The organism is Paraglaciecola sp. (assembly GCF_030730205.1).
In the GTDB taxonomy this organism is placed as follows: Bacteria; Pseudomonadota; Gammaproteobacteria; order Enterobacterales; family Alteromonadaceae; genus Paraglaciecola.
This window is the reverse complement of record NZ_JANQVQ010000331.1, coordinates 33,395-48,123: the sequence shown is the minus strand read 5'-3', so window position 1 is coordinate 48,123 and position 14,729 is coordinate 33,395. Positions and strand designations below refer to the sequence as shown.

Sequence of the window (14,729 nt, the reverse complement as noted above, 5' to 3'; positions counted from 1 at the left end):
ACCCCACTTACTTTATAGTTCAACGAGATTCTATTTGTTACCTATTACGTCCATTTTGCCGCAGTTGCATATTCAACTTACACGGGGCAATGCTATTGTTGTTGCGCCGCCTGGTGCAGGTAAGTCAACCGAATTGCCCTTGAGTTTGTTGCGTTCAGCGTTATTTGCAGACCAAAAAATCATTATGCTCCAACCCAGACGTATTGCGGTACGAAACATTGCACAGTTCTTAGCAGAACAACTAAATGAGCAAGTGGGTCAAACCATTGGCTATAGAATAAAAGGTGAAGTAAAAGTAAGTGCTAACACCAAGCTTGAAATTGTTACTGAAGGCATACTTACTCGGATGCTTCAACACGAACCTGACTTACCAGAAGTAGCGTTAATCATTTTTGATGAATTTCATGAGCGTAGTGTGCATGCTGATTTTTCGTTGGCACTCTGTTTAGAGGTACAACAAGGTCTGAGGGAAGATTTACGCTTGTTAGTAATGTCTGCCACTATGGATGTCACTGCTTTACAACAAATATTACCTGACGCACGGGTATTAGAATCACTCGGTAGAAGCTTTCCGGTTGACCTTCATTATCGCCCTGACACTGGCAAAACATCCTTGGCTGACAAAGTAACTAAATTAGTCACAGAGGTGTTCCCGAAACATCAAAAAGATGTCCTAGTATTTCTACCGGGTATTGCAGACATAAAACGAGTGGCTCAAGGTTTAATACTGCGCTTTGCTGAGCAGGTTGAAATTCATAGCTTGTATGGTGATCTTAGTAGTCAGCAGCAACAACGAGCGTTACAACCCAGTCCCGCGGGTAAACGTAAAATTGTATTAGCAACCAATATTGCTGAAACCAGTTTAACTATTGAAGGCATCGAGGTCGTTATTGATAGTGGCATTGAAAAACGTGCTGTTTTTCATTTAAACCGAGGGATCAGTCAGTTATCTTTGCAAAAAATCTCTCAAGCCTCCGCCACGCAGCGTGCTGGGCGAGCGGGACGACTGGGTCCAGGGGTATGTTATCGTTTATGGAGTCAAGAGCAGCAGCAACGCCTAAGTCAACAATCGAGCCCTGAAATCTTGCAAAGTGATATGGCTTCGTTTGTTTTAGAAGTGGCTGTGTGGGGTACGGATATCAGACAACTCACCTTATTAGACTATCCTAGCGTGGCGCAAATACAGCAGGCACAGGCGTTATTACAGAGTTTAGGGTTTGTTGATGAGCAACTAAAGCTCACTGAAAAAGGACGCCAAGCGCATCAAATTGGCTGTCATCCGAGTATGGCCAATATGCTATTAAAAAGTGCCGTTAAAAGTGATGCCCATTTAAGCTTAGCCTGTGCTATTGCATCCTTACTCGAACACAAAGATCCCTTGGGCTTACAAGCAGGCGCACAGTTCAGTGCACGTCTTAATTTTTTACTGGCAAATAAACAGCATGTTGTATGGCAGCAAATTCATCAATGGCATAAAAAGTTCAAGATTACATTGTCGATATGGCCTTTAGAGGATGTGTCTTTAATATTGTCCTTTGCTTTTCCTCAATGGCTGGCCAAGCGTCGGCAAAACGATCGTTACTTGTTAGCCTCAGGCTCTGGCGTAAAATTACAAGCAGATGACTCTCTGGTTGGCGCTGAGTGGCTCATTGTGGCCAATATGATGATCACCGACCAGCAAAAAGATGACGCGCAAATTCGCTATGCAGAACCTTTGAGTACCAATTTAGTGATGGCTATTTTTGCTGAAACAATTGAACGTAAAGACGTACTCAGTTGGGATAAATCGGCTGAAAGAATTTCTGCAGTTCGAGAAGTCAGAATAGGGAAAATAGTCCTGCAAAAAGACAATTTAGCGAAACCCTCAGCGGAGCAAATACAACAAATTTGGCGGACTATTATTGAAGATCGCGGTATTGCAGCGCTTGGTTTCAACGAGGCGTGTTTATCCCTGCAGCACAAAGTCGCTCTTGCTCAACGTTTGTTACCGCAAGAGCCCTTACCAGATATGTCTAATTCGGCACTATTATCTGATCTAGACACCTGGCTGCTGCCGTTTATTGAGCAACTCACCACCTGGGCGCAATTAACTAAGGTTGACTTTTATGCCTTGCTTAAAAATCAATTTGATTGGCAACAGTGGCAAACTATTGAGCAATTATTACCAGCCCAGTTAATGTTGCCAAGTGGTCGTCATCATCCTTTGTCGTATGGTGAAAATTCAGAGGTGACACTCGCCGTGCGTATGCAAGAACTGTATGGCTTGCAACAACACCCAAAAGTGGCGCGAGGTCTGATCCCGATAACCTTAGAAATACTCTCACCGGCACATCGGCCCTTGCAAACAACCCAAGATTTAGTGGGTTTTTGGCAAGGAAGTTACAAACAGGTTCAAAAAGAAATGAAAGGTCGTTATCCTCGTCATTTCTGGCCAGACGAGCCAGCTAGTTCTCCTGCGACCACCACCACTAAAAAGAAAATGAATTTATCCTGATGAGCAAATCCACAAAATCTAACACGTCAAAAGCAAGCGCAGCAACGACTCAAAAACGTTCACTGTGGCAAAAGTTAAATCCATTTGCATGGTTGATGCGCCATTGGTGGAAATTGACTCTCGTATGTCTGGTCGTATTTACCGCCTATGGCTTTTACCTCAATACCCAAATTTCAGCCAAGTTTGGTGGTAATAAATGGCAGGTCCCAGCTCAAATTTTTGCTCGTCCCTTACATTTAGAGCTCAAACAAGAAATCAGCATGTCTGAAATCATCGAAGAGCTTAAGTTACTAGGATATCGCAAGGTAAATCGAGCAGACAGTTCGGGAGAGTACCAGCTTCTTGGGCAAAATAAGATTCGTTTTGTCAGGCGAAAATTTGATTTCCCTCACGGTGCTGAAGACATTCGTCATATCGAACTTGCTATAACTTCGGGTAGAGTGAGCCAAATTAGTGAGTTGCCCGTGGGTAATGCCCTGCAACAAATTGATCTCGAGCCGTGGCTCGTCACGCGCCTTGTCAGTGGGGGCCGCGAAGACCGTATGTTAGTGCGTTTAGAGGATGTTCCTCCGGCATTTTTACAAGCCTTGGTGTTAGTTGAAGATAATGATTTTTATCAACACCATGGCGTGGCTCCTATGTCTATCATGCGGGCTTTGTTAGCCAATATTGCAGCGGGTAGAGCGGTACAGGGCGCCAGTACCCTTACACAGCAACTCGTTAAAAACCTATTTCTTACCAATGAAAAATCCTTATCTAGAAAAGTAAAAGAGGCCTACATGGCGATTATCATTGATGCGAAATACAGCAAAAATGAAATTCTTGAAACCTATCTAAATGAGGTATTCCTTGGTCAAAACGGCAATAATGGTGTATTCGGTTTTGGTTTAGCCAGTTTCTTTTATTTTGATCGCCCAATCAATGAATTAAGTGTGGAAGAAATGGCAATGTTAGTGGGTATTATCAAAGGGCCCTCTTACTACAATCCACGTAAACACCCTGAACGTGTTAAAGAACGCCGTGATCTGGTGTTGCGCATCATGTTGGAAAATAACCTATTGACGCCTAAGGATTACAAAAATTCGGTCGCCAATAATCTGCAACTCGCCTCTGGTGCGAGTTTGAAAAAAGACAAACACCCTGCCTTCATGGATAAGGTACGCCGTGAACTCAATACAGTGTTGATTAATCCTGACATTCGCCAGTCGGGTTTGAAGGTGTTTACTACCCTAGATACCAATGCACAAATTAAGGCCGAGCTTGCTCTTTCAGAAGGCGTGGCGAAACAAGAGAAGCGCTTAGGAAAAACAGAATTTGAAGGTGCGATGGTAGTAACGGATATTGCCAGAGGTGAAATTCGTGCCTTGGTGGGAGGCAAAGACTTTAATTATGCTGGCTTTAATCGTGCCATCGATGCGAAGCGCGCCATTGGTTCTTTAGTCAAGCCAGCCATTTATCTTACTGCACTCGAGCAATCTGCTGAGTATAACTTAGCGACCTTGCTTACCGACGAACCCATCACCCTAAAGAGTAGTCAAGGAAAGGTGTGGGAGCCGCTGAACTCTGACAAAACCTTTAGAGGGCAAGTGCCTTTGATGACGGCTTTGGTGCAGTCTTTAAATGTTCCTACCGTGTCGCTAGGTATGCAACTCGGATTAGGCGCGATAAGCGATACAATTTGGCGGCTAGGCGTTGAAGAGGATATTGATTTGTATCCTGCTTTGACCTTAGGCGCGGTAAATTTCTCGCCTATACAAGTCAATCAAATGTTTCAAACTATCGCGAATCATGGCCGTTATCTACCCTTGCATAGCATTACTAACATCATGTCGCCAGATAACGATTTGTTATGGCGCTTTACTGAAGCGGCCGAGCAAAGGGTGGACGAACAAGCCACCTATCTTCTAAATTATGCGCTACATAAAGTAACGTTAGAAGGTACGGCTAAACAAGTTCATCAGCAGTTTGCTGACATCAATATGGCGGGTAAAACCGGTACAACGGATGATTATCGTGATAGCTGGTTCAGTGGTTATGATAATAATATTTTGGTGACAACATGGATTGGCAAAGACAACAATCAACCGGTCAACCTAAGTGGTGCCAGCGGCGCAATGCAAATCTTTATCGATTATCAAAAGCGCCAAGCGCCCAAATCGTTTGTAAGACGTTTTCCTGAGGGCCTCAGTATTGCGCATTTTGACATTGCTAGCGGTATGGTCAGTCAGGCAGGGTGTAAAAATACCATGAGCTTGCCTGCCATTAGCGCTGCCTTACCTAAGGCACCGAAAAACTGCATCGGTGAGTCAAACAAGCCAGAAAAATCCAAAAGCCTGTGGGAACGATTGTTCGGATAATCGCAAAGAGCGTGATGCCAGGGCTACCCGTTTTACGGCTTGTTTTTATCTTGCAATGCGGGTAACTCTGCGCGTTTGTTTAAGCGCTTTTGAATAAATGAATCAAAAGGGGGCGGTTCACTGCATTTTACTCGACCGCCCATTATTCCCATCACAACCGCTAGCGTTTGATTAGTGGTTGAGCTGCAATCAACACTGGTTGTGATTTTTTGCGTAAATCGTTCTTCCTCAGTTAAGAATGAATCCCCTTCTGGCGCACCTATTGTTGGATGATCACGCTGTTGCCGGTACTCACTCGCTGCTTGCGCAGCTAAGCTATTTAACTGACGTTGTTGGAGTGAATGCAGCTGACTTTTTGCAACGTCCTGTATGGGTTGTTGATAAATCGTGTTTTCTGAGCTTTTTACAGCTTCAGTTGCAGACAAGATGGTATCGTTGGCAAAAGGCTCTTGTGTTTCATTAGGCACGACGTCATCTGTCAATTCTTGGTCTTCTTGCTGTTCTTCTACCTCTGGCTTTGGTAGAGGAGTCGGCTCATTCGGCTCAGAAATAATCGCCTGTGCTCGCGTTTTTTCTTCAGTCGTCGCTGGGCTTGGTTTAGGTTTCTCAGGTTCAGGTTCAGGTTCAGGTTCTGGCTCGGGAGCGGGCAGTTCCTCTTCTTGAGCTTGTGATGCTTCGGCAGGTAAAAAGCTTGCCGTATCTACAAACAGCAATTCGGCTTGAATTATTGACGGCGTCTCAGGGAGGGCAATCGGAGCTTTTTTGCCAAAATAAAGCGCGGCAATGAGAACAGCATGGATTAAAATGGAAGCAACTACGATAATGCCCAATCGACTATTTTGATTTTTTAGCACTTATCGAATCGACCTATCCATTTTATTTGCGTCAAGCGTAGAGCCTATAAAAAGCATAAAGTTCCCTTCGCCCCTCAGGTTCTATTGTTGCAGTGCTTGTCGAGCTTCGTCTCGAGTTTCTGCAACCGTTACTTTCCAAGTGCTCCCGGCAAAAATAGTTTTTAAAACCATACCAATACTTTCAGCTTCAGCATACCCAAGCAATATCACCAAATGGATGTTGGTGGCTTTTTCGGCATCCCGTTTGCCTAATAATGCTAAACCAGTAGTATCTTCGGCAGTGAGCGTTGAGCCAACAATTTGGCTGAAGTCTAAAAACAACTTAGTGTTGTGATTCAGCGCTTGTCGATAGCTTGGATCTTGATTCATAAAAATTAAATCTAATGCGCTAAGGGTCCCCTCAAATTTAACCGTAACGGTGTCGTTAACAGTACTTATTTCATATTGCATACGCGCTCCTTTTTAGGCTGAAACAGTGTGGCTTCACCGGCTCAGAGAAAAGTTTACCAAGTGAGATGATGATAAGTGATTATAAGGGAAGCAATTTTCTTTGACGACTGTTTATCTTGTTACTCATCAGGGCCAGCAAAACGCTTTGATGCACCAAAGTGGGTCGAAAACCGTTTTGCGAACCAATTGTGTGCAAAAAAAACATGTTTTTGGGGTCGTAATTTGATTAACACATTGAAATATAATGTTTTTTGTTTGTGGCATAGGACTTGTTATGTGTTGTTCAGCGACTTGCAATACAAAATCAATAAAACACTGGGAGCAACACCATGAAATTAGTAACTGCGATCATTAAGCCTTTCAAGCTTGATGATGTACGCGAAGCAATCTCCGAAATTGGAATCGATGGTTTAACTGTAACCGAAGTTAAAGGCTTTGGTCGTCAGAAAGGTCATACAGAACTTTACCGTGGTGCAGAATATCAGGTTGATTTTTTGCCTAAGGTAAAATTAGAAATTGCAGTTCAAGACGATCATGTCGACCGTCTAGTGGAAGCCATTGTGGGTTCGGCTAAAACCGGAAAAATCGGTGACGGTAAAGTATTTGTCTATGACTTAGAGCACGCTGTACGTATTCGTACTGGTGAAATCGACGGCGAAGCCATTTAGTAGCTTAGGAGAGAACAATGGAAATTACATTTGAATTGGGCTATGCCCTCGATACATTTTACTTTTTAATCTGTGGTGCCTTAGTCATGTGGATGGCTGCTGGTTTCACCATGTTAGAAGCGGGCTTAGTCCGTGCTAAAAACACCACTGAAATTTTAACTAAAAACGTCGCGTTGTATGCGATTTCTTGCATCATGTTCATGGTTTGTGGTTACTCAATCATGTACGGTGGCGATGAGTTTGTTATGTTCTTATCAGGTATCGCTGCGGATGGTGCAACTGGCGTAGCCGAAGAGCCAGCTACGTACTCACCTGCTTCAGACTTCTTTTTCCAAGTTGTTTTTGTTGCTACCGCAATGTCAATTGTATCTGGCGCGGTCGCTGAGCGTATGAAGTTATGGGCATTCTTAGCTTTCGCAGTTGTCATGACAGCATTCATCTATCCAATGGAAGGTAGCTGGACGTGGGGCGGACAGTCTGTATTTGGTATGTACACTCTTGGTGATTTAGGATTTTCTGACTTCGCAGGTTCAGGTATCGTCCACATGGCAGGTGCTGCTGCAGCCTTAGCCGGTGTGTTATTACTTGGTGCTCGTAAAGGTAAATATAGCGCTGATGGAAAAACTCATGCTATTCCTGGTTCTAACCTACCTTTAGCAACGCTAGGTACGTTTATCTTATGGATGGGCTGGTTTGGTTTTAACGGTGGTTCAGTATTAGCCCTTGCCAGTGTTGAAAGTGCTAACTCAGTCGCATTAGTATTCTTAAACACTAATGCAGCTGCTGCTGGTGGTTTAGTTGCCGCTCTTATTTTAGCGCGTATCTTATTCAAAAAAGCGGACTTAACCATGGCATTAAACGGCGCTTTAGCTGGTTTAGTGGCAATCACTGCAGAGCCTTTAACACCTTCTCCATTAGAAGCAACCTTGTTTGGCGCTTTGGGTGGTATCTTGGTTGTATTAAGTATTCTAGGTTTAGATAAATTAAAAATTGATGATCCTGTTGGTGCGATTTCGGTTCACGGTGTAGTCGGCTTATTAGGTCTATTACTCGTGCCAGTGACTAACGACGGCGTAAGCTTCTCTGGTCAACTTATTGGCGCTGCTACCATCTTTGTTTGGGTATTTGTAGTGAGCTTAATTGTTTGGGCCATTATCAAAGCAGTCATCGGTATCCGCGTCAGTGAAGAAGAAGAGTTCGAAGGTGTTGACATTAGCGAGTGTGGCTTAGAAGCCTATCCTGATTTCACTAGCCAACGCGGTTAATTTTTCAAAGAGTTAAATGGTATAAAAATAATAAAAGCACCATGGGGCCGAGAGATTAAAAATCTCTCGTATACCTAAGCCAGGAAGGCCATAACCCCGCAAATAGCGGGGTTTTTTTATGGCGCAAAATTGCCACTAAAAACTTCAATAAATTCAATAATAACGTATAGTTAGCTTAAGAAATTTAAGCGACTATTGGTTATATGACCCAAGCCCAGAAAGGCATTTGTGCAGAGCCGAATTTGCACTCTTTGTACTTAATCTTCAACGTTGTCGACGATGAAGATGAAGCTATACGCACGAAGCTGGCTTACATTTTGGAATTGTTTACCCATTTTGATGACGAATATTATGAGGCCATGGTGTCTGGCATTATCGCCATTGGCGCGCATTATTGGCACGAGCTGTATCCTGGTTTGATTCCTCAAGAGTTAGCGCCATTTCCTGATATGCATTGCGAAGATCGCAATGCCCCAGTTTCACCTGGCGACCTATTCGTGCAAATTCGCGCCGATAGACTCGATGTATGCCATGCCTTAGGCGTCGAAATTTGTCAGTTACTTAAACCTCATGTAGATTTAGTGGAGGAGGTGAGAGGTTTTCGCTATTTAGATGGGCGTGAATTAACCGGTTTTATGGAGTCGGTTTCTAATCCCAAGGGCATGCAGAAATTTGCTATTGCAGTTGTGGGTGACAAGGATCCTGATTTTGCTGGTGGCAGCTATGTGCACGTGCAACGCTATCAAATTAATATGCAAAGCTGGCAATTACTGCATGAGTCCACGCAAGAGGACATTATGGGCTGCAGTAAGAGTGCCAATGTCCCCTTTGATACTGACGAAATGGCTGACTACTCGCACGCCAAGCGCAGTCACCATAGCGCTGATAATCTAGAAAAAATTGAGTTATTACGCCACAGTATGCCTTTTGGGGATATGTCGGTGCAAGGCAGTATGTTTGTTAGTTGTGCAAGCAGTCCACAACCCTTTAAAAAGATGTTGCGCAGCATGATATTTGGAACAGAACAAGGTATGTACGACAGATTACTGGATTATATGAATGCCCAAACTGGCGGTGCTTTTTTTGCGCCATCGGTAAACTTTATTAAGCAACACGCCAAAAATCAATAAACGCTGTTCTTTACTATTACAGTAAAACCGCGCCATCCCAATCAGTGCCTAACTCGAGTTGCTGTAATTTTTTGCATTGTTCTAAGTGATGTCTTACCAATGAGTCGTGTGGATTGATCTGCCGTGCTTGTTCAAAATACCCTAGCGCTTTAGGCCAGTTTTGTTTAATACGATTGCGTAAGCCCTTGGCGATTAAGTCTGAATTGGCTAATTTCAAACGCTGGGTTTCAATGGGTAAGTGATCAATGATTTCATAAATTTCTATAGGTGAACGACGACCTTTTACCCTCACCAGATCTAATACTCGAAAACTAAAGTGCGCCTTGGCTTCTGCAACGTCAAGGGTTGCGGCACTCACTACGATATCTGTTTGGTAAAGTGGCGCTAAGGCTTCTAAGCGAAATGCAATATTCACGCTATCACCAATGACAGTGGTATCCATGCGATCATCAGACCCAACGGTACCAATGATGACAGGGCCAAAGTGAATTCCTATGCCAATATTGATCGGCGGATAATTTGAGTTACTCCGATGTTGGTTATAAATATTGATGGCATAACGTAAATCAAGTGCCGCCCGAATGGCGTCTTGCGCTTTGTCGGAGTTTTCGCCTTCCGGACGATCAAACAAAGCCATAATGGCGTCACCAATAAATTTATCGATAAAGCCCCCATTTTGATGAATGGGGTCGTTCATCCGCAAAAAGTAAGAATTGAGAAAATTCATTAATTCTTGTGGGCTCATTTTTTCAGACAGGCCAGTAAAGCCGCGAATATCACAAAATAAGATCGCTAGTTCGTCTTCATCAGCGCGGCCTAGTTCAAGAGATGAAGAACCGTGTTTGGCAAAATGATCGACAAACTGTTTGGGCACAAACTTTCGGAAGGTCTGAGTTAAGCGCATGGATTCATCGGCTTTTTCTTTGAAGCGTTGAATGGCTTCAGCATCTTGATGCTCATCTACTTTGCTCGATGATGCACTCAGTAAAGGAAACATTTGTTTTTCGGGGCGTGGTAGTTTGCGCCACATAAGGATCAGTAGCAGCGTATATACCACGATGATGACCAACAAGCTTAGGGGCAGTGGCTGAGTCAACTGAGCTAGCATGCAATACTGGTCATGTAATGTGCCCTTAAGCAATGAGGAAAATGGCCTACAAAACGAGGTTTGGTAGGCCGATTTGACTGATACTACTTAGTGGCAGCCACTTCAGCTAGCACTTTATCAGCTATAAGCAAGGTTTGCTCGATGATATCAGCTGTATGGGCAGCAGATACAAATCCCGCCTCATATGATGCTGGGGCTAAGTAAACGCCATTTTCTAACATACCGTGATAAAACTGATTAAATTGCTTGGTATTGCAGTTTATCGCTTGTTGGTAGTTCGTTACGCGTTCTACGTCGGTAAAAAACAAACCGAACATGCTACCAGCATAATTCACTGTCATTGGAATACCGTGCTTGTGGGCCATGCTTTTAAAGCCTTCCGCTAACATTTTAGTATTTTCAGTCAGTTGTTCGTACAGTCCATTTTGCTGAATAGCCGTTAACGCCGCTAAACCTGCCGCCATAGCGACCGGATTACCCGATAAAGTCCCCGCTTGATAAACAGGCCCAACGGGTGCTAAACGTTCCATAATTTCACGTTTCCCACCAAAAGCGCCTACTGGCATACCGCCACCAATTACCTTCCCTAAGCAGGTTAAATCTGGGGTGATGGCGTATTTTTGCTGTGCGCCACCTAGGGCAACACGAAAGCCTGTCATCACTTCGTCAAAAATGAGTAAGGCGCCATATTGATTACAGATATCCCGTAAGCCACTTAAAAATCCGTCTACTGGCGGGATGCAGTTCATATTGCCTGCGACAGGTTCAACAATAATACACGCGATATCGTCAGGGTGCTGAGCGAAGGCTTCTGCCACTGAGTCGAGATTGTTAAATTCTACTGTTAAGGTGTGTTGAGCAAAATCTGCCGGAACGCCAGGCGAACTGGGCACGCCAAATGTTAATGCACCTGAGCCCGCTTTGACCAATAAGGAATCCGCGTGGCCGTGATAACAGCCTTCAAATTTCAAAATTTTATTGCGATTGGTGTAACCACGGGCTAAGCGTATGGCACTCATGGTAGCTTCAGTGCCAGAGTTGACCATACGCAGCATTTCCATAGAGGGGACTAACTTGTTGACCAACTCAGCCATGTTGACTTCCGCTTCAGTCGGGGCGCCAAAACTTAAACCTTTGTGAGCCGCCTCTATTAGTGCATTGCGGATCTCAGGATGGTTATGGCCAAGTACCATTGGTCCCCATGATTGCACGTAGTCAATATAACGTTTCTGGTCGACGTCGAAGATATAAGGGCCGTCAGCCTTGCTGATAAAGGGGGGCGTGCCACCTACCGCTTTGAATGCTCTCACTGGTGAATTAACGCCACCGGGAATATGGTTTTGCGCACGATGAAATAAGTCGATTGATTTTTGCATAATTACTTCTTAACAAAGCCCTAAGGCCATTAAAAATAGTGTTATGCCAGTGTGTTTCTAACGTGGCATAACCCACAACAGTTAATTCTTTACGTGCCAATGCACGTCACGATCAAATTTGTGCACAATATCTTGTACACCTAGTGTTAAGGCAAACAGTGCCATTCTTACCAATATGCCATTGTCTGTTTGTCTAAAAATCGCGAGATTAGGATTGATATTTAAGTCATTGTCTAATTCGTTCGCTTCTGCTCGAGAATCACGAGGCAATGGATGCATGATAACGGTCTTAGACTGAAAATGTTTGGTATAAATAGACTGATTTAAGCGAAACTTACCCCGATATAAATTGGCTTCTTGCTGCGAGGGGAAGCGTTCTTCCTGAATTCGGGTTTGATAACAAATGTCGGCGTCTAAATAGCCTTCAAGCTGTTCAGTGATCGTGTACTTATGCCCAGCTTTATCGATTGCATCAATAATCGCTGTGGGCATAGCTAATTCTTTGGGTGAAATTAAAGTAAAGCGTACATTTTTAAACAAACATAAAAGTTTAGAAAGTGAATGAACTGTACGCCCATATTTTAAATCACCAATCATCGCGATATGCATACCATCAATGTTAGCGCCATGATAGGTCAACTCTTTTTGAATCGTATATAAATCCAATAAAGCTTGGGTTGGGTGTTCGTTGGCGCCATCACCGCCGTTAATAACCGGAACGCGACTTCCTTCGGCAAACTCCGCCACAGAACCAGAGTCCGGGTGGCGCATGGCAATAATATCTGAATATCCACTCAACACTCTGGCTGTATCATACAATGATTCACCCTTGGCTAGCGCCGAATTGCTCATTCCGGTGGTTTCGCGTACATCGCCACCAAGTAAATTGAAGGCAGAACCAAAACTGACACGAGTTCGTGTACTGGGCTCAAAGAACAAGTTACCAAGTATGGCACCATCTAATACTGTGGTGCGCTTTTCACGTTTTGCATAAGGCAACATCTGATTGGCAATACTGAACACTTTTTCAATTGCTTCGCGGTCAAATTGATTGACGGAGAGAATATGACTGCCTTCAAACTTCATAAATTCGCACATACCATTGGGTAAAAAGTGTTGGGTATTTTAGCAAAGTTCAGTGAGCAGTGGAGAGAAAATATGAGCTTTTAGCACTTATTTGTTGCGAAGAGTGAGTTGCCTATATTTGAACTTGAGGTTGCTAGCTTTGTGCCTGTTTTTACTGCATTTTTTTGCGAGCACGCTTAGATTGGTTGCGTTATTTGAAGCAAGTTACGTACGATACACCGCAGGCTGCACAATAGCATTTATCAAAAAGATTCATACTAAAAGGTGTGTGAGGGTGTTAACACCTATTAGTAAGAAGTATTGGCTTAAAAAATCCTAACTGATTGCTTATTCTTTGGAACGACGTTCAGCGTGGTTAGATTTACTCCGTTGGGCACTTTCACTCCTATGACCTCGTTGGCTGCGATCGTTATTTTGCGACGATTCTCGCTGACGGTTGGTTTTATTCGTGTCGCGATAGTGGCTTTGCTCTTGTCTGTTATTTTGGGCTTTTTCTGTTCTTTGATTATCTGTTTTCTGTTGTTTTTGAGTATTAGCAGATTGCCAGTTCGTTTTTTTCTCTTGTTTCTCGAAACGCTGTTGTTGTGCGTTCGCTGATATATCTCGTTGTTTATTCTCCCGTTTTTGATTCCATTGTTGCTGGGTGGCGTTACTGTCCGAACGCTGTCTGTCGTGGCTATCGTACTTTTTGGTCTGTAAATCTCGTTGAACTTTTTGCGCTCGCTTTTCATCATGTAGGGCGTGTTCCGTTCGATAAGTTCTTTCTTTTTTATGTTCATTAATGTCAAGCACCCGTTGTTTATCGAGTTGCTGACGCTTTGGTCCTGAATATTCAGTAGAGTGCGTAACATAGCGATTTGGGTTGGTTTTTAAATTTCGATAGTCTCGACTGCTGGCTTTACCCGCAGTGGTGTAGTGCACACCACGGCGATGCACTTGGTTGTGTTGCCATTTTGAATATTCTCTATTTAATACAACTTGGCGATTACTGTGTGACCAGTTTCTGTAACCACGGCTTCGGTAGTTATAATCAGCGTAAACATAACGCTCGCGCCATCTAAAACCACCAAAATAGAATGTTGGAGTAATGGTATAACGATGACTCCAATAGAAACCAGAATGCCAAACATACGAAGCAGGTCGAGTCCAATAATAGGGTTGGTATGTATCCCACCACCAAGGACCGTAAACCACTCTGGTATCGTAGTAAGGCACATAAATAACTTCTCTATTTACCGGTTGAATAGTGATTTGATCGTTCTCTTGATTCACTTCAAGGTAATCGTTGTTATTCAAATTACCTTGGGCATAGGCTTTTTGACGCAGGTTTTGCACGGTGCTTAACACTTGTCCTTCATTATTTAAAAATGCATCACCTAATGATTGCAGCCAATCCAAATCGTCACTGAATTTTTGTAATAGTTCGTTAAAAGGGATAAGTGCTTTTACACTAGGGTCCCAATCTTTATCTTCAACTGCATTTAAAGCTTGGTCTTCGTCAAACTCTTCATTGGCTGCACGCCACCGAGCGGCTTGAATAACTTCTAAAGGATAAGTTGCTGCAACAAGGATATGAGATAATAAAGTGTCTGGGTAAAGTGCAATAGGTGCAAGCAACTGGTCAAGCTCAGCTTGATTGAGTTCTACTGCTGTTTCATCGGTATTTGCAAGAGTTGTTGCATCCGGCCCTTTCAATTGAATGACTTGAGTTTGGGCAGTACTTGGCTGAATGTTTAAAGCCACAAGCATGGGTATTAGCGATAGGTAATGTTTAATATTGCTTTTGGGGTGTGACATATCAGTTTCCTAATCAAGGTGTTATGCAAGGAGGTTTGCATAACAATCATTAAGTTAAGTTATAAACCCAATGGCCTTAACCAAAACTGAATAGAACATTAAATATTATGAAAGGCCAGATCTCAGCAGATAAGGCCTTACACA

The 14,729-nt window shown here is 43.4% G+C and carries 11 protein-coding genes; 5 read left to right on the top strand and 6 right to left on the bottom strand.

The annotated features are described in order from the left end of the window. Positions 1–34 precede the first annotated feature (34 nt). Complete coding sequence (hrpB, locus tag NWQ57_RS21860; RefSeq protein ID WP_306024311.1) at positions 35–2,494, top strand: ATP-dependent helicase HrpB; 2,460 nt, start codon at positions 35–37, stop codon at positions 2,492–2,494. Beyond that, entirely contained in the window at positions 2,494–4,851 is a 2,358-nt protein-coding gene (gene mrcB / locus NWQ57_RS21855; RefSeq protein ID WP_306024310.1) for a penicillin-binding protein 1B, read from the top strand. Before hrpB ends, mrcB begins: the two co-directional genes overlap by 1 nt. A gap of 32 nt (positions 4,852–4,883) precedes the next feature. Here mrcB and NWQ57_RS21850 read toward each other — a convergent pair whose 3' ends face one another. Both NWQ57_RS21850 and NWQ57_RS21845 read right to left on the bottom strand, forming a co-directional pair. Further along, on the bottom strand, positions 4,884–5,705 hold the full coding sequence (locus NWQ57_RS21850; protein ID WP_306024309.1) for a hypothetical protein: 822 nt from the start codon (positions 5,703–5,705) through the stop codon (positions 4,884–4,886). Between the two features lie 81 nt (positions 5,706–5,786). After that, positions 5,787–6,155: a hypothetical protein gene (locus NWQ57_RS21845; RefSeq protein ID WP_306024308.1), complete on the bottom strand. Its 369-nt coding sequence runs from the start codon at positions 6,153–6,155 to the stop codon at positions 5,787–5,789. Between the two features lie 329 nt (positions 6,156–6,484). On the opposite strand from NWQ57_RS21845, the gene NWQ57_RS21840 reads away from it, so the two are divergent. From NWQ57_RS21840 to NWQ57_RS21830, 3 genes are all read left to right on the top strand, one after another. After that, the gene (locus NWQ57_RS21840; RefSeq protein ID WP_306024307.1) at positions 6,485–6,823 is read left to right on the top strand and encodes a P-II family nitrogen regulator; all 339 of its coding nucleotides are present in this window, start codon (positions 6,485–6,487) and stop codon (positions 6,821–6,823) included. Positions 6,824–6,840: 17 nt separating this feature from the next. Further along, positions 6,841–8,088: an ammonium transporter gene (locus NWQ57_RS21835; RefSeq protein ID WP_306024306.1), complete on the top strand. Its 1,248-nt coding sequence runs from the start codon at positions 6,841–6,843 to the stop codon at positions 8,086–8,088. Positions 8,089–8,291: 203 nt separating this feature from the next. Continuing rightward, a complete protein-coding gene (locus NWQ57_RS21830) occupies positions 8,292–9,218 on the top strand; it encodes a Dyp-type peroxidase (RefSeq protein ID WP_306024305.1) in 927 nt (308 codons plus the stop codon). Between the two features lie 16 nt (positions 9,219–9,234). Here the strand turns inward: NWQ57_RS21830 and NWQ57_RS21825 are convergent, their stop codons facing one another. The 4 genes from NWQ57_RS21825 to NWQ57_RS21810 all read right to left on the bottom strand — a co-directional run bounded on the left by NWQ57_RS21825 (position 9,235) and on the right by NWQ57_RS21810 (position 14,585). Continuing rightward, positions 9,235–10,326, bottom strand: a complete 1,092-nt coding sequence (locus NWQ57_RS21825) for an adenylate/guanylate cyclase domain-containing protein (protein WP_306024304.1) — start codon at positions 10,324–10,326, stop codon at positions 9,235–9,237. A gap of 83 nt (positions 10,327–10,409) precedes the next feature. Beyond that, positions 10,410–11,702: a glutamate-1-semialdehyde 2,1-aminomutase gene (hemL, locus tag NWQ57_RS21820; protein ID WP_306024303.1), complete on the bottom strand. Its 1,293-nt coding sequence runs from the start codon at positions 11,700–11,702 to the stop codon at positions 10,410–10,412. 81 nt (positions 11,703–11,783) lie between these two features. Then, positions 11,784–12,788 (bottom strand): aspartate carbamoyltransferase, encoded by a 1,005-nt coding sequence (locus tag NWQ57_RS21815; protein WP_306024302.1) that lies wholly within the window; start codon positions 12,786–12,788, stop codon positions 11,784–11,786. Positions 12,789–13,115: 327 nt separating this feature from the next. Beyond that, complete coding sequence (locus NWQ57_RS21810) at positions 13,116–14,585, bottom strand: DUF3300 domain-containing protein (RefSeq protein ID WP_306024301.1); 1,470 nt, start codon at positions 14,583–14,585, stop codon at positions 13,116–13,118. Positions 14,586–14,729 lie beyond the last annotated feature (144 nt).